This window comes from Plantactinospora endophytica (assembly GCF_016862915.1).
Taxonomy (GTDB): Bacteria; Actinomycetota; Actinomycetes; order Mycobacteriales; family Micromonosporaceae; genus Plantactinospora; species Plantactinospora endophytica.
Map to the genome: position 1 here is coordinate 24,365 of NZ_BONW01000029.1, position 15,012 is coordinate 39,376.

Sequence of the window (15,012 nt, forward strand, 5' to 3'; positions counted from 1 at the left end):
CACCAACGCCACGACGACCGCGAACAGCACGGCGACCACCAACGCCACGACGACCGCGAACAGCACGGCGACCACCAACGGCACAACGACCGCGAACGGCACGGCACCCGGGAACGGCACGGCACCCGGGAGCGGCACGACACGCGTCACAGGGGCGGCGACCGGGAACAGGGCGGCGACCGGGAAGGGTGGCGGATAGCGGTGTCCGGTGACGAGCGGTCGGCCGTGCACACCGTCGAACGGGTGTTCCGGGAGGAGCACGGCCGGCTGCTCGCCAGCCTGGTCCGGCAGTTCGGCGACCTGGATCTCGCCGAGGAGGTCGCCTCGGACGCGATCGAGGCCGCCCTCCGGCGCTGGCCCGTCCAGGGTGTGCCGAGCCGGCCGGCGGCCTGGCTGCTCACCACCGCCCGGCACCGAGCCGTCGACCGGCTCCGCCGGGACCGTGGCTACGCCGCCCGGCTGGCCGTGATGCAGGCGGAGGCGGTCCGGGACGAGCCGGCGGCAGCCGTTGCGGAGCAGGACGGCGACGTACCGGACGAGCGGCTGCGACTCTTCTTCACCTGCTGCCATCCGGCGCTGCCCGGCGAAGCGCAGATCGCGTTGACCCTGCGCTGCCTGGCCGGGCTCGGTACCGCCGAGGTGGCCCGGGCGTTCCTGGTGCCGGTACCGACGATGGCGCAGCGGATCGGTCGGGCGAAGCGGAAGCTCCGGGCCGCCCGGATTCCGTTCCGGGTGCCGGACGCCGCCGAACTGCCGGCCCGGCTGCCCGGCGTACTCCGGGTGATCTATCTGATCTTCACGGAGGGGTACGCGGCGAGCGCCGGCCCGCGACTCGTCCGGGCCGACCTCGTGGACGAGGCGATCCGGCTGGCCCGACTGCTGCACCGGTTGCTGCCCCGGGAGCCGGAGGTGGCCGGGCTGCTCGCCCTGCTGCTCCTTGTCGACTCCCGCCGGGCCGCCCGGTGCACCGCCGACGGCGCCCTCGTACTCCTCGACGAGCAGGACCGCACGCTCTGGGACCGCGACCTGATCGAGGAGGGACGGCGGCTGGTACCGGCGGCGCTGACCGGCCGACCCGGCCCGTACGCGGTGCAGGCCGCGATCGCCGCGCTGCACGCCGAGGCCATGGACGTGGCCGGTACGGACTGGCCGCAGGTGGTGGCGCTCTACGACGTACTGGCCCGGGTGGCGCCGTCACCGCTGGTGGAGTTGAACCGGGCGGTGGCGGTGGCGATGCGGGACGGTCCGACGGCCGGGTTGCGGCTGCTCGACGTGCTGGACCGGGACGACCGGCTGGCCGGGTACCACCTGTTGCCCGCCGCTCGGGCGGACCTGCTGCGCCGGCTGGGCCGCCGCGAAGAGGCCGCGGTGGCGTACCGCCGGGCCCTCGACCTGGTGGGCAACGAGCCGGAACGGGCGTTCCTGCGCGGACGCCTCGCCGAGATCGCCGCCGAAACCGGCCCACCTGGACCCGGACCCGGACGGCCGGCCGGACCCGCAGCTTCCACCGGACCAGCAGGTTCCGCCGGACCCGACGATCCCGCCGGACGGGATGACTCCGTCGGACCGGAAAATTTCGCCGGGCCGGCCGACCTGTGACGTAGGGTCGGACCTCCGCCGTCTCGCCGACCGGAGAGTCCATGCCGCCCGGACAGCCAACGCCGCCCAGAGAGTCGACGCCGCCCGGAGAGTCGACGCCACCTGCGCCGCCGCTCGCACCGTTGCCCATCCGCACGGACCGCCTGGTCCTGCGGCTGTTCACGCCGGACGACGTCGACGGAATGTATGCGTACCAGGGGTTGGCGAGTGTCGCGCGGTACCTCTACCGGCCGCCCCGGAGCCGGGAGCAGTGCGCGCGGCTCATCACCCGGATCGCCGACGCCACCCGGTGGGAGCGGAAGGGTGACGCACTGGTCCTGGCGGTGCGCCGGCACGACGCACCGGAGATCGTCGGCGAGGTGATCCTCACCCTGGACAACGCCGGCGCGGCCCAGGCCGAGATCGGCTGGGTCCTGCACCCGGCGTACGAGGGCCGGGGCTACGCCACCGAGGCGGCTCGGGCCCTGGCGGCGGTGGCCTTCGACCGGCTCGGCGTGCACCGGCTGTTCGCCCGGCTCGACGTCGAGAACGCCGGGTCGATCCGGGTCTGCGAGCGGCTCGGGATGCGCCGCGAGGCGCACCTGGTCGAGAACGACCGCTACGACGGACGCTGGGGCAGCGAGTACGTCTACGCGGCGCTCGCGCACGAACTCCGCCACTGACCCGCTGCGGAAGAGGCTGACCCGCCCGGGAGAGTTGACCCGCCCGACAAGAAGCTGACCGCCCGGGAAGAAGTTGTCGGAGCCCGCGTACGCACTCCGGCCGGATAGCCGCGATTGGGCACCATCCATCGCGATCGGCGAATACCACTTCAGGCCGGACGATGCCGGCAGGCGTAACCCGTTGTCGAAAAGTTTCGGTGCTGCGTCGCCCCGTACCCACACCGGTACCCATCGCCGTCGAACAGGTCATGACCAGTAGCTGACCCCGGATCCGACGACGGCCGGGCCGCCGGTGACAGCTCAGGCATATCGTCACCGACGTCGATGCGGCTAGAGTGAGCCAGATTGAAGTTTCGGAATCTTTCCGTTAGCCTCCTGAAATCGAGTTCTGTCGATACAGCGGTAAGGTTTGAGTGCCCCGAACGGAGTCCCATGTCCGTGAGACGGGCTAACGCCCCTGCTGGCGCCGTACGTCGTGATCGTCGCTCCGACCACGATGCCCGGCGCCACGCCCACCTCGGCGCCGGGCTTGCCGAGATCGTCCGGGCGCCGGCCGTCCTCGGCCGCTCATCCCCACCACACCGTCCACCGAGCCGGCACCACAGCGGACGGGCGAATCGACGACACCCCACCATCCCTACCCGGATCCGAGAGGCAACAGACCATGAGCAACAAGACCGTCCCTGACCCCAGACGCCTGATGGCGAGACCCGGTCCGCGCGCCGCGCTGGTCTCGCTCGCGGTCGGCGTACTCGCCGCCGGTGCGGCACTCACCTTCGCCTCCTCCGCCAACGCCGCGACGACGCTCGGCGCGTCGGCGGCGGAGCGGGGCGGCCGGTACTTCGGCGCGGCCGTGGCGGCGAACAAGCTCAGCGACAGCGTCTACACGACGGTGCTGAACCGCGAGTTCAACCAGATCACGCCCGAAAACGAAATGAAGATCGACGCGACCGAGCCGCAGCAGAACCAGTTCACGTTCACCAACGCGGACCGGATCGTCAACCACGCCACCAGCCGAGGCTGGAAGGTCCGCGGCCACACTCTGGCCTGGCACTCGCAGCAGCCGGGCTGGATGCAGAACATGTCCGGTAGCGCACTGCGTTCCGCCATGCTCAACCACGTCACCCGGGTCGCCACCTACTACCGAGGCAAGATCGACTCCTGGGACGTGGTGAACGAGGCGTTCGCCGACGGCAACGGCGGTGCCCGCCGCGACTCCAACCTCCAGCGCACCGGCAACGACTGGATCGAGGCCGCCTTCCGGGCCGCCGACGCGGCGGACCCGACCGCCAAGCTCTGCTACAACGACTACAACACCGACAACTGGACCTGGGACAAGACCCAGGCCGTGTACCGGATGGTGCAGGACTTCAAGTCCCGTGGCGTACCGATCGACTGCGTCGGCCTCCAGTCGCACTTCAACAGCGGCTCGCCGTACCCGAGCAACTACCGCACCACGCTCTCCAGCTTCGCGGCACTCGGCGTCGACGTGCAGATCACGGAGCTGGACATCGAGGGTTCCGGCACCACCCAGGCGAACACCTACCGCAACGTGGTGAACGACTGCCTCGCCGTCGCCCGGTGCACCGGCATCACCGTCTGGGGCGTACGGGACTGCGACTCGTGGCGTAGCGGCGGCACCCCGCTGCTCTTCGACTGCAACGGCAACAAGAAGGCGGCGTACGACGCGACGCTGAGCGCGTTGAACAACGGGGTCACCCCGACCAACCCGCCGACCACGCCGCCGACGGGCAACCCGACCAACCCGCCGACGACCGGCCCGCCCACCAACCCGCCGACGCAGGGACCGGGCGGCTGTTCGGCCACGGTGTCGCTGAATTCGTGGAACGGCGGCTTCGTCGCCACCGTACGGGTCACCGCCGGCTCGTCGGGCACCAACGGCTGGTCGGTCGGCATGACGCTGCCCTCCGGCGCGAGCGTCACCAATGCCTGGAGCGCGAACCGCAGTGGCAACAGCGGTGCCGTCACGTTCACGAACGTGAGCTACAACGGCCGGATCGCCGCCGGACAGTCGACCGAGTTCGGCTTCCAGGGCACCGGCAGCGGCAGCGGCATGTCCCCCACCTGTAGCGCGAGCTGACCGACCCACGGCACACCGGTGCGGAGGACCGTTGCGGTCCTCCGCACCCTGCTGTCCGGCTCCGTCCGCCGACCGCGAGGTGGGAAAAGCGGCGGCGGTGGCGTCCGAGGGGTGCAACGATCCCGGGATGCCGATCGACCAACACCTGCTGCTGGCGTTCACCCTGACCACGATCGTCGCCATGGTCACCCCCGGACCGGACATGCTCTTCGTGCTGGGCTGCGGGATGCGCGGCGGCTCCCGGGCCGGACTGCTCGCCACCGCCGGGGTGGCGACGAGCGAGGCCGTACACGTGGCCGTGGCCGCGGTCGGACTGGCCGCGCTCTTCGCGGCGGCCCCGACCGCGTTCGCGGTGGTCCGGATCGTCGGCGCCGCCTACCTGATCTACCTGGGAGTGCAGTTGATCCGGCACCGCCGGGACGCCCAGGCCGAGCTGCCGACCGGGGGCGGGGGGCTGTCCGGCCGCCGGGCGTACCTGAGTGGGCTGTTGACGAACCTGCTCAACCCGAAGATGGTCACCTTCACGATCGCGTTCCTGCCGCAGTTCATCAACCCGGAGCTGGGGCAGGTCTGGCTACAGTTCGTGATCCTCGGCGCCATCCTGGTCGGGTTCGAGTTCCTGGTCGACGGTGCCGTCGGGATCTTCGCCGGCCGGATCGGCGGCTGGCTGCGCCGCCGGGTCGCCGTACGCCGCCGGATCGACGCGGCGACCGGGGGCATCTTCATCGGCCTCGGGGTACGACTCGCCGTCGAACCGTGAGCCGGTCCGGGTCCGGCCCGGCCGTGCCCGGCGGGTTTCCCGCGCTTCCGCCCGGGTAGCTGCCAGGCGAGCGCCGGCTCGCGGGGCACGCTTTCGCCGGCACGGAGAGGAGCCCGGGTGAGGACCGAACCAGGTCGGCCAGGCACGGCCTCGACAGCGGCGCTGCGGGGCGCCGCCCGGGGTGGCGCCGCCGCGATGGCGATGTCCGGCTTCCGGCAGGTGACCACCGGTCTCGGATTGGTCGAACGGGTCCCGCCGGAGGAGGTACTGCGGAAGACCGCACCCGGGCTGTTCCGCCGGATCCCGGTGGACCGCCGGCAGGCCCTGGTCGAGCTGCTGCACTGGGCGTACGGCGCCGGTGGCGGGATGCTCTTCGGCGTGTTGCCCCGGCGGCTCCGCCGGCAGCCCTGGACCGGCCCGGTCTACGGCTTCGCGTTCTGGGCGGTCTTCGAGGCGGGCATCGCACCGCTGCTCGGCGTCGACCAGCGCCGGCACGGCGGTCGCGAACCGCTGGCCCTGCTCGCCGACCACCTGTTGTACGGCGTCGTGGTGGCCGCCTCCCCCTGGCTGCACGCGGACTGAGCCGCCACCCGATCCCCACCGCCTCCACCACATCGAGTCGCCCCCGCTACCGGCGCCCGGTCCCGCCGCTGTCGGCGGCGTCGTGCGGGTGCTGCCCGCTGCCGCCGGGGGTCAGGGCCGGGCGCCGCCGCGCGCACGGCGGCGCCGCCGTCGCCGGAACAGCCACCACGCGGCCAGGCAAATCACCACCAGGGCGGCGAACCCGGCCCCCGCCTCGCCGAGATGGTTCTCCAGCCGTCGCCAGGAGGCGCCGGCCAGGTAGCCGAGCAGCACCACGGCGGTCGCCCAGCCCGCCCCGCCGAGGGCGTTGAAGAGCAGGAACCGGCGGTACGGCATCCGGTTCATCCCGGCCAGCGCCGGCACCAGGGTGCGGAGTACCCCGACCCACCGCCCGAGCAGCACCGCCAGCGGTCCGTGCCGGGCCACGAACCGCTCGGCCCGGGTCCAGCGCTCCTCGCCGATCCAGCGGCCGGGGCGGCTGCGGCGCAGTGGCGGGCCGGTCCAGCGCCCGATTTCGTAGCCGACGCTGTCTCCGGCGATGGCGGCGACGGTCGAGACGACGACCATCGCCGGCAGGCTCACCTGGCCGGTCGCGGCGAGCGCACCGCCCAGCAGCAGTGCGGTCTCGCCGGGCAGGAAGAGCCCGACGAACGCGGCGGATTCGCCGAACGCGAGCGCGCCGACCACCAGCAGCGCGGCCCAGCCGGAGAGGGAGGCGAGGGTGTCGATGACGCCGTCCACCCGGGCCGCCTGTCAGCCGGTACCGGTCGTCGACCGGCGGGCGTCGGGGCCGCACCGGTGGCCCCGGGTCCTGACGGGGGGCACGGGGCGCGGGGCGTGGCGCACCGGGCCGGACCCCGGCCGGCGGCGGGCGGGCGTTCCGGCCGAGGCGAGTCGCACCCGGCCATCGTGCCCGAGGAAATGCCCCGAGATGCCGGAAATGCCCGGACTAGCGCTCCGACCGACCCGCCGAATCGGGGTACCAGCCGACGGCCCGGAGTACGGCCCCGGCGAACCGGCTCAGCGTGAGGGTGCCGAGTTCCGCCCGGTCGAACCAGCCGACGTCGTCGAGTTCGTCGCCGTCCGGCAGCGGTGTCCCGTCGACGATCTCCGCCTGGTAGACGGCGGTCACGTACGCGGCCCGGTCGCCGTGCGGATAGGTCACCTCGAAGTCCGGTCCACCGAGTACGTCGAGTAGCCGGCACAGCCGTACCTCGACCCCGATCTCCTCCCGCGCCTCCCGTACCGCCGCCTCGGCCGGTGACTCGCCCGGCTCGACGGCGCCACCCACCAGTCCCCAGCCGTCGGTGTGCCCACGGTGGCGTACCAGCAGCAGCCGGTCGGCCGGGTCGACCGGCAGCACCGAGGCCGAGGGCAGCAGCAGGAGTTCCGACCCGACGGCGGCACGCAGCCGGGCAACGTACGGCGGCATCGGCATGTACGCCACGGTAGGCGACACCCGGCCCGGGCGCGGTCGGGTCCGGACCGGAGGTACGGACCGGCGGAGGTACGGGCGAGGCCAGGGGTCAGCCGGGCAGGGGCTGGCGGCGGCGCTGGGTTGCCGCGACGGCGGCACCGAGGACGGCGAGTACCGCTCCGGCGCCGACCGCCACGTCGGCCGGGTCGCCGAGCCGGAGCCCGCCGGAGGCGATCGAGACGACCAGGGCGAGGCCGAGCGCCGAGCCGACGTACCGGGCGGTGTTGCTCGCCCCGGAGCCCATCGCCACGTGGTCGGCCGGCACGCTCTCCACCGCCAGCCTGGCCAGCGCGGCGTTCAGCACGCCGCTGCCGACGCCGGCCACGAAGAGCCCCGGCAGCGCCCGCCACCAGGTGCCGGAGGCGGTCAGCCCGAGCAGCGCGAGGTCACCGGCGGCGGCCAGCAGCAGCCCGAGGACGAGTTGCCGCCACAGCGCCCGGCCGGCGCCGAAGCGCCGCATCTGCAACGAGACCACGAACGACGTACCGGCTCAGAGGGCGAAGACCAGTGCGGTGCGCAACGGCCCCAGCCCCATGGTCCGTTGCAGCAGGGTGGGCAGGAAGCTCATCGGGCCGATCACGGCGAGCCCGGTGGCGAGGCCACCGAGGGTGGAGAGCCGGAACATCGGCGAGCGGAACAGCGCCAGTTCCAGCATCGGTTGCCGGCTGCGCCGCTCGACCAGTATGAACGCCCCGAGCAGCAGGACGCCGAGCAGCAGCGGGAGGCCGACTCCGGCACGTAGCCAGCCGGTGCGGGCGGCGGTGAAGGCGACCAGCAGCAGGGTGAGCCCGGACGCCAGGGTCGCGGTGCCGGGCCAGTCGATCCGGCGGGACCGGGCCGACCGCGACTCGGCCAGCAGCCGGGCGCCGAGCAGCACGAGGACCACCGCCGGCACCGCGCCGACGAGGTAGTACACCCGCCAGCCGGCGAGGTCGGTCAGGCCGGCCGAGACGATCGGGCCGAGCGCGATCCCGGCGCCGAGGGTGGCGCCCCACCGGGTGGTGGCCTTCGTCCGGTCCGGTCCGGACCGGAAGGCGTGCCCGAGCAGGCCCAGTCCGGCGGCGATGATCGCGGCACTGGCCATTCCCTGCACCACCCGGGCGGCGGTGAACAGCACCGGGTCCTGGGCGACCGCGCAGCCCAGGCTGCCGACGGCCAGCAGCGCGGTGCCGGCCAGGAAGACCCGCCGCCGGCCGTGGTTGTCGGCCACGCTGCCGGCGACCAGCAGGGTGGCGGCCAGGCCGAGCACGATCCCGTTGAGCAGCCAGACCTGGGCGGTGGGTCCGGCACCGAGGCCGGTCGCCGTCTGCGGCAGCACCGTCATCGGGGCGGTGTAGTTCATCAGGGCCAGCAGCGTGGCGACGCAGACCATGATCAGCGTCGTCGTGTCCCGGGAGCCGGCCCGATTTTCCGGTACGGCCGGAGCCACCGTCGCCATCTCCACCTCCATGGTTGGGCCCGACGCCCATGGTTCAGTCAACGAACCGAAAGACTACCAGCTAGATTCGTTGACCGAACTGACTATCGGATAGCATCGGGGCGTGGCCCTGGGAAAGAACTACGAGCGACAGGACTGCTCGTTCGCCCGCGCGCTGGAGTTGCTCGGCGAGCGTTGGACGCTGCTCCTGGTCCGGGACGCCTTCTACGGCGTACGCCGCTACGCCGACTTCCTCGCCCACCTCGACATTCCCCGGGCCGTACTGGCCGAGCGGCTGCGTACGCTGACCGAGGCCGGCGTACTGGCCCGACAGCGCTACTCGGACAACCCGCCCCGGCACGAGTACGTGCTGACCGCCCGGGGCCGGGAGCTGTGGAGCGTCTTCTTCCCGCTGGTCCAGTGGGGCGACCGGCACCTGTCCACGATCGGTCCCCGACGACTGTTCGCGCACGCCACCTGCGACACCCTGCTCGAACCGACCGGCACCTGCGGCCGGTGCGGCCGGCTCGTGCCACCGGAGGAGATCGAGGTGCGGCCCGGTCCGGGCGCCCAATCCGACCTGCGGGACGACCCGGTCACCCAGGCGCTGCGTACGCCGCGCCGGCTGCTCGAACCGCTGTTCTGAGCCGTCCGGCCGGGTCGGATCGGCGACGAGTCGGCACGACGGGTAGGTATGAAAGGGACTTTGCGGGGCGTGTCCGGCGATAGGCTCGGCGACGTGCGCCCCACCATCCAGGAGAATCCCCGACTGCGCCCGGTGACCGCGATCGACCGGGTCTGCACCGGCGTCACCACCACCGGCGACGGGCGGGTGTTCGTCAGTTTCCCGTCCGCCGACGGGCCCGGGGTCCAGGTCGGGGAGATCATCTCGGACGGCCGGATCGTCCCCTTTCCCGACGCCGCCTGGAACGAGGTCCGCGACCACCTCGACCCCGAGGGCGCCTTCGTGCACGTGAACGGGCTGCGGATCGGGCCGGACGGCAACCTCTGGATCGTCGACGCCGGCAGCCCCGGCCCCGGGCTGCCAGTCGTACCCGGTGGTCCGAGGCTGATCGTCGTGGACCCGGAGTCGGCCACGGTGGTCCGGATCCACGACCTCGGCCCGGCACTGCGGCCGAACAGCTACGTCGACGACGTCCGGTTCAACGGCCGGACGGCCTACCTCACCGATGCCGGCGCACCCGGGCTGATCGTGCTGGACCTGTCGACCGGGGCGTGTCGTCGGGTGCTCGACGGGCACGCCAGCACCGTCGCCCGGCGCCCACTCCGGGCCGACGGCGAGATGCTCCGCGACGCGCACGGCCGGGAGCTGCGCATCCACGCCGACCAGTTGGAGGTCTCGCCGGACGGCCGGTACCTCTACTACCAGCCCGCCTCCGGGCCACTGCACCGGATCGAGACGCGCTGCCTCGACGACCCGGACATCCCGCCGGAGGTCGTCGCCCAGCAGGTCGAGCCGTGGGTGGACACCCCGACCACCGGCGGTACCGCGATCGACGCGGCCGGGATCATCTACCTGAGCGACGTCGACCGGCGACGGATCCTGGCGATCGACCTCGACCGGCGGATCCAGACCCTGGTCGCCGACCCTCGGCTGGTCTGGGGCGACGCGATGTGGCTGGACGGCACCGGCCAGCTCTGGATCCCGGCGGCCCAGCTCAACCGGACCCCGGGACTGGCCGGCGGCAGCTCCAGCGTCGACTACCCGGTGTGGATCTACCGGATGCCGGTCGACGCCGTACCGCCGGCCATCGACCACGCCTGATCCGCTCCGCCGCGCCGACCCCCGGGTACGGGTCGCGCTGACCCCCGTACGGCTGTCACACTGTCCCCCGTCCGGCGGTCACCCTGACCCCCGTTCGGTGGTCGTGTCGTGCCCGCTCGATCCGGCGTCCACACAGGTGGGCGACGCGTGATGACGGAGTTCAATCTGGCATAAACTGGCCGTTATGCCCCTGCTATTCTTCGGCTTCGATGCGTAGGGGCACGGTCCGGTGTCGACGTGGTGCCGTGGCGGCGGGGACGACGGGAGGTGGCACGGATGTCCGTCCCGTCGGCCACCACCCGCCCAGGCTCGGCGACCACCGCCCGCCCCGCCCCGGCCGGTCCGGCGTCGGTCGACAGCGAGCTGCCGGCGGCCAGCGCCCTGGGCTGGGTCTACACCATCTTCCCGGCCCTGCTCCGGCTCACCTGCGGGCTCGCCTGCGCGATACCGGCGCTCGCGGTGCGTACCCCGCCGGTCTCGACGCCGCTGCTGGTCGTCGTGGTGGGCGTGCTGACCGCCTGGTCACTGCTCTTCGCCGCGTTGGTGGTCCGGTGGCGCCGGCCGGCGACCGCGATGGCCGTCGACCTGCTGCTCACCGTCGGCACCTGCCTGCTGATCCGGGACCTGGTCGCCGCCGAGGTGCTGCCCGGCGAGGTGAGCTGGGTGGCGATCCAGTCCAGCACCTCGGTCATCGTCGCCCAGTTCGTCCTACCGGCCGCCCGATCGGTTCCGGCCGGGCTGCTGATCGCCGCCGCGTACGGGATCGGCGCACACCTGGCCGGTGACGACGTCGAGGCGGTCGGCCACGCCGTCACCCTCACCGTGCAGACCGCCAGCGCGGCGGCCCTCGCCGGGGTGGCCCGGCGCAGCAGCCGGCTCGCCGACACCGCGTTCGCCGGCTACCAGGAGACCGCCCGCGCCGCCCTGACCGCGCGGGCGGCCCGGGCCGCGGAGCGCCGGCAGAACCGCGACCTGCACGACACCGTGCTCTCCACGCTCACCGTGGTCGGCCTCGGCGCGGTCGCCGGGCAGTCGCCACTGCTGCGCGAGCGGGCCGCCGCCGACCTGCGTACCCTGGCCGACCTGGCGGCGACGACCGGGCCGGCGGCCGACACCGGGCCGGCGGAGGGTGCCCGGCTGATCGCCCTCGACGAGCGGCTGCGGACCCTGCTCGGCCGGCTGCCCGAGTTGCGGGCCGACGCGGCGCTGGAGCCGTGCACCGTGCCGGCGCCGGTCGCCGAGGCGGTCACCGACAGCACCGGCGAGGCACTGTCCAATGTGCTCCGACACGCGCCGGGGGCCACCACCCACGTCCGGCTGCACCGGACCGGCGACACCGTCGCGGTCGAGGTGGTCGACGACGGGCCCGGCTTCGACCCGGCCACGGTCCCCCGGCACCGGTACGGCCTGCGCGAGTCCGTACACGGCCGGATGGCGACGGTCGGCGGCCGGGCCGAGGTGGAGTCCGCCCCCGGCCGGGGCACCCGGGTCCGGCTGGAGTGGCCGGATGTCCACTGACCTGGCCGGCGGTGCCGAGGGCACGGTCACCGCCACCGTCGAACGGGGTCCCCGAATCGCGGCCGTGGTCATCGCCTTCGGCTGGCACCTGGCCATCAACCTGCCGGCCGTGCTCGGCACCTGGTCGCAGTACCGGCTGCCCTGGGTGGTCGGCGCCGGCTGGCTGGTCTTCACCGCCGTCGGTACCCTCGCCGCGGTCAACCTGCTGCGCGGCGCACCCTCGCCGACCTGGCCGCTGGTCGGGGTACTGCTCCTGGTCGACGTGGCCGTCTTCGCCTGCACCCCGGGGCCACTGGTGTTCGACTCCGCCAACTTCGGCTGGGCGACGCTGGGCTGGTTCGTCGTACTCCTGCTCTGGGGTCGCCGGATCCCGGCGCTGGTCGCGGTGCTGGCGGTCGGCGCGGCGATCGCGCTGGTCGGCGTGCTCGCCCTGCGCGGCGGTGGCGCCGCCGACCTCAGCCGGTACGCGATGGCGGTCTACGGCAACGCCACCCTGCCGATCGCGATGATGATCGCGGTCAACCTGCTCAGCACGCTCGCCGGCAGCACCGCCCGGACGGTGGCCGCCCGGACGGCGATCGAGACCGAGCGGGCCGCCGCCGGCCGGATGCACCAGACCCGCCGGGACCGGCTCGCCGCGCTGGACCGGACCGCCGGGGCGATCCTGACCGAACTCGCGCAGGGGCGGGCCGATCCGGCGGACCCGGCCGTGCAGCGGCGCTGCGCGCTGGAGGCGTCCCGGCTGCGCCGGCTGATCGCCGAGTCGGACGACGTGCCGGATCCGCTGCTGCACGAACTGCGCGCCTGCGTCGACGTGGTGGAACGCAACGGCCTGCCGGTCGACTTCGTGGCCGTCGGTGCGCTGCCCCCGCTGCCGGTGGAGATCCGTCGCCAGCTCGCCGAACCGCTCACCACGACCCTGGCCGCCGCGACCCGGTGGGCCCGGCTGACCGTGGTGGGCCAGCCCGACGAGGTGGTGGTGAGCCTGACCACGCCCGGCACGTCGATGATCATTACTGAGCCGGCCGGCAACACCGGTGACGCCATCGGAAGAGCCGGCGACGACTCCTCCGGTGCCGGGGGCGAGGTCGAGTACGTCTACGAGGAGAACGAGGAACTGGTATGGGTGCAGACCCGGTGGCGGGCGACATGACTCCGGGCGGATCGCGGATCACCGTCGCGATCGTCGACGACCACCCCGTGGTCATCGAGGGAGTCCGCTCGTGGCTGGCCACCGAACCACGGCTGGCGGTGGTGGCGACCGGCGAGGACCCGGACACGGTACTCGCCGCCGCGCGGCCACCGGCCGACGTGGTCCTGCTCGACCTACGGCTGCGCGGCCGGATGGTGCTCGACAAGGTGGCCGAGCTGAGCGGTGCCGGCCGACGGGTGGTGGTCTACTCCGAACACAGCGACTCCGAGACCATCCTGGCCGTACTCGACGCGGGCGCGGTCGCCTTCCTCGCCAAGCACGAGGGCCGGGAGCACTGTGTGGACACCGTACTCGCGGCAGCCAGCGACCGGCCGTACGTGCCACCGGCGCTGGCCGGGGCGATCGTCGGCGACCGGCGCACCGGACGGCCCGTACTGTCCGACAAGGAACGCGAGGCACTGCTGCTCTGGTTCCAGTCGATGTCGAAGGCGTCGGTGGCCCGCCGGATGAACATCAGCGAACACACCGTCAAGCAGTACGTCGACCGGGCCCGGATCAAGTATGCCCGGGCCGGCCGGCCCGCCGCGACCAAGGCGGCCCTGCTCGCCCGGGCCATCGAGGACGGTCTGGTCCGGGCCGACGAGATCGGCAACTGATCGGATTCGGCCAACGGGCGGTGTCCCCGGCGCACGGGCGGCGGCTGCGGCTGCCGGGTTCGCGCGACGGCCGGGCCGTAGATCCAGGGCCGACCGCCCAACGGCCGCCCGCGGGTCAGCCGAGCGTCCGACCCCCCAACAACCGTCGTGACAGCGGACCGGAAGTCCGCCAGCCTAGGAGGTACGACGTCCCGTACCCGGGAGGCCTTTCGCAATGACCGAGAACGCGTCCCCGTTCTTCATCCGGCCCTACCGGTTCGATGACCCGGACCAGGACGACACCTACTTTCCCCGGCTCGACTGGCACCGCCGGCTGGTGCTGGACACCGACGAGCGGGTGCTGTGGCGCGACCGGGTGGACGTCGCCGGGTACCTGCTCGCCGCCGACGCCGGTCCGGACGAGCTGGCCTGGGCGCTGCCCCGGCCGGCCGAGGTGACCGTGACCGACCGACGGCTCGCCTTCGTGTGCGTGGACTGCCAGCTCGGGCCGGCACCCGGGCCGCAGGGCGACCCACGGCACCGCCGCCGGACCGGGCCGCTCGGCAGCCGGGTGGTGACCGGGCAGATCCGCTGGCAGTGGCCGGCCGGGCTGCGCATCCTCCCCACCTGCACCGGCCCGGACGCCGCCCAGGGCAGCGCCGACGAGCGGCTGCTCGTGGTCTGCGACGCGGTACGCGCCACCGGCCGGCCGGCACTCGCGCTCTCCGGCGGCCCGCTCGACTCGCCGCAGAGCGTACGCCGGCTGGCCACCGTGATCCGACGGGCGGTGGCCGGGTTCCGGCTGGCCAATCCGGCCATGGTGGAGCTGGCCCCGCCGGAGTGGGACGCACTGCTCACCCGGGCCGGGCTGGCGCTCTTCGCCGACGCCCTCGCCGACCCCCGGCGCGGTGTCGACCTGCCCGGATCGCTGCCGGTCGAGTTCGCGCACCGGGACGACTACTACCGCCGTTCGCTGCGTCGCCGCAACGCGCCGACGCCGAGCCGGAGTTCGGCGCCGCCCACCGGCAACTCGCCGGCACCGGGTACGGGCGCTTCGACACCGGCCCGGAACCTGTCGCCGTCGGGCCGGAACTCGCCGACACCGGGCCGGACTCCGGCCGTTCCGCCGAACCGCTGGTCCGAGCGGCAGCCCGGCTCGGCCTCCTGACCGCACCCGACGTCGGCCCGGGACCATCCCCCGGGCCTCCTGACCGTGCTCCCGTGCCCGTGCTTCGCGGCGGCGGCGGGTGGCCGGACGACGGCGTTCCGCCGAACCGTTCATCTCCACGCAGAGCGGCAGGTGTCGCTCGGGCATCGGGCGG

The 15,012-nt window shown here is 73.5% G+C and carries 15 protein-coding genes; 11 read left to right on the forward strand and 4 right to left on the reverse strand.

The window, feature by feature from the left end; genetic code table 11:
* The first annotated feature begins 201 nt into the window (after positions 1 to 201).
* The 5 genes from Pen02_RS28265 to Pen02_RS28285 all read left to right on the forward strand — a co-directional run bounded on the left by Pen02_RS28265 (position 202) and on the right by Pen02_RS28285 (position 5,704).
* Positions 202 to 1,599, forward strand: coding sequence for an RNA polymerase sigma factor (locus Pen02_RS28265; protein WP_203869172.1), 1,398 nt, complete (start codon positions 202 to 204; stop codon positions 1,597 to 1,599).
* Positions 1,600 to 1,721: 122 nt separating this feature from the next.
* On the forward strand, positions 1,722 to 2,261 hold the full coding sequence (locus Pen02_RS28270) for a GNAT family N-acetyltransferase (RefSeq protein WP_203869173.1): 540 nt from the start codon (positions 1,722 to 1,724) through the stop codon (positions 2,259 to 2,261).
* A gap of 700 nt (positions 2,262 to 2,961) precedes the next feature.
* The gene (locus tag Pen02_RS28275) at positions 2,962 to 4,362 is read left to right on the forward strand and encodes a glycoside hydrolase family 10 protein (protein WP_203869174.1); all 1,401 of its coding nucleotides are present in this window, start codon (positions 2,962 to 2,964) and stop codon (positions 4,360 to 4,362) included.
* Positions 4,363 to 4,489: 127 nt separating this feature from the next.
* Positions 4,490 to 5,122 carry a LysE family translocator gene (locus tag Pen02_RS28280; protein ID WP_203869175.1) on the forward strand — a complete coding sequence of 211 codons (633 nt, stop codon included), beginning with the start codon at positions 4,490 to 4,492 and terminating at the stop codon, positions 5,120 to 5,122.
* Positions 5,123 to 5,239: 117 nt separating this feature from the next.
* Entirely contained in the window at positions 5,240 to 5,704 is a 465-nt protein-coding gene (locus tag Pen02_RS28285) for a hypothetical protein (protein ID WP_203869176.1), read from the forward strand.
* A gap of 111 nt (positions 5,705 to 5,815) precedes the next feature.
* Here Pen02_RS28285 and Pen02_RS28290 read toward each other — a convergent pair whose 3' ends face one another.
* The 4 genes from Pen02_RS28290 to Pen02_RS28305 all read right to left on the reverse strand — a co-directional run bounded on the left by Pen02_RS28290 (position 5,816) and on the right by Pen02_RS28305 (position 8,619).
* Positions 5,816 to 6,445 carry a DedA family protein gene (locus tag Pen02_RS28290; protein ID WP_203869177.1) on the reverse strand — a complete coding sequence of 210 codons (630 nt, stop codon included), beginning with the start codon at positions 6,443 to 6,445 and terminating at the stop codon, positions 5,816 to 5,818.
* Between the two features lie 208 nt (positions 6,446 to 6,653).
* Positions 6,654 to 7,142 (reverse strand): NUDIX domain-containing protein, encoded by a 489-nt coding sequence (locus Pen02_RS28295; protein WP_203869178.1) that lies wholly within the window; start codon positions 7,140 to 7,142, stop codon positions 6,654 to 6,656.
* 88 nt (positions 7,143 to 7,230) lie between these two features.
* Entirely contained in the window at positions 7,231 to 7,641 is a 411-nt protein-coding gene (locus tag Pen02_RS28300) for a hypothetical protein (protein ID WP_203869179.1), read from the reverse strand.
* A gap of 30 nt (positions 7,642 to 7,671) precedes the next feature.
* Positions 7,672 to 8,619: an MFS transporter gene (locus tag Pen02_RS28305; RefSeq protein ID WP_203869180.1), complete on the reverse strand. Its 948-nt coding sequence runs from the start codon at positions 8,617 to 8,619 to the stop codon at positions 7,672 to 7,674.
* A gap of 103 nt (positions 8,620 to 8,722) precedes the next feature.
* On the opposite strand from Pen02_RS28305, the gene Pen02_RS28310 reads away from it, so the two are divergent.
* The 6 genes from Pen02_RS28310 (at position 8,723) to Pen02_RS28335 (ending at position 14,858) form a co-directional block, all read left to right on the forward strand.
* Positions 8,723 to 9,244, forward strand: coding sequence for a winged helix-turn-helix transcriptional regulator (locus Pen02_RS28310; RefSeq protein WP_203869181.1), 522 nt, complete (start codon positions 8,723 to 8,725; stop codon positions 9,242 to 9,244).
* A 93-nt stretch (positions 9,245 to 9,337) separates the two neighbouring features.
* Complete coding sequence (locus Pen02_RS28315) at positions 9,338 to 10,384, forward strand: SMP-30/gluconolactonase/LRE family protein (protein WP_239141419.1); 1,047 nt, start codon at positions 9,338 to 9,340, stop codon at positions 10,382 to 10,384.
* Positions 10,385 to 10,660: 276 nt separating this feature from the next.
* Positions 10,661 to 11,902, forward strand: coding sequence for a sensor histidine kinase (locus Pen02_RS28320; RefSeq protein ID WP_203869183.1), 1,242 nt, complete (start codon positions 10,661 to 10,663; stop codon positions 11,900 to 11,902).
* Complete coding sequence (locus tag Pen02_RS28325) at positions 11,892 to 13,055, forward strand: hypothetical protein (protein ID WP_203869184.1); 1,164 nt, start codon at positions 11,892 to 11,894, stop codon at positions 13,053 to 13,055. Before Pen02_RS28320 ends, Pen02_RS28325 begins: the two co-directional genes overlap by 11 nt.
* The gene (locus tag Pen02_RS28330; protein ID WP_203869185.1) at positions 13,025 to 13,711 is read left to right on the forward strand and encodes a response regulator transcription factor; all 687 of its coding nucleotides are present in this window, start codon (positions 13,025 to 13,027) and stop codon (positions 13,709 to 13,711) included. Before Pen02_RS28325 ends, Pen02_RS28330 begins: the two co-directional genes overlap by 31 nt.
* 214 nt (positions 13,712 to 13,925) lie before the next feature.
* Positions 13,926 to 14,858: a hypothetical protein gene (locus Pen02_RS28335; protein ID WP_239141421.1), complete on the forward strand. Its 933-nt coding sequence runs from the start codon at positions 13,926 to 13,928 to the stop codon at positions 14,856 to 14,858.
* Positions 14,859 to 15,012: the final 154 nt, after the last annotated feature.

What these genes read in the sequence shown, in the direction of transcription:
- Pen02_RS28275 (WP_203869174.1), top strand. Translation starts at nt 2,962, where the DNA reads ATGGCGAGACCCGGTCCGCGCGCCGCGCTGGTCTCGCTCGCGGTCGGC.
- Pen02_RS28280 (WP_203869175.1), top strand. Translation starts at nt 4,490, where the DNA reads ATGCCGATCGACCAACACCTGCTGCTGGCGTTCACCCTGACCACGATC.
- Pen02_RS28295 (WP_203869178.1), bottom strand. Translation starts at nt 7,142, where the DNA reads ATGCCGATGCCGCCGTACGTTGCCCGGCTGCGTGCCGCCGTCGGGTCG.
- Pen02_RS28300 (WP_203869179.1), bottom strand. Translation starts at nt 7,641, where the DNA reads ATGCGGCGCTTCGGCGCCGGCCGGGCGCTGTGGCGGCAACTCGTCCTC.
- Pen02_RS28305 (WP_203869180.1), bottom strand. Translation starts at nt 8,619, where the DNA reads ATGGCGACGGTGGCTCCGGCCGTACCGGAAAATCGGGCCGGCTCCCGG.
- Pen02_RS28320 (WP_203869183.1), top strand. Translation starts at nt 10,661, where the DNA reads ATGTCCGTCCCGTCGGCCACCACCCGCCCAGGCTCGGCGACCACCGCC.
- Pen02_RS28325 (WP_203869184.1), top strand. Translation starts at nt 11,892, where the DNA reads ATGTCCACTGACCTGGCCGGCGGTGCCGAGGGCACGGTCACCGCCACC.
- Pen02_RS28330 (WP_203869185.1), top strand. Translation starts at nt 13,025, where the DNA reads ATGGGTGCAGACCCGGTGGCGGGCGACATGACTCCGGGCGGATCGCGG.
- Pen02_RS28335 (WP_239141421.1), top strand. Translation starts at nt 13,926, where the DNA reads ATGACCGAGAACGCGTCCCCGTTCTTCATCCGGCCCTACCGGTTCGAT.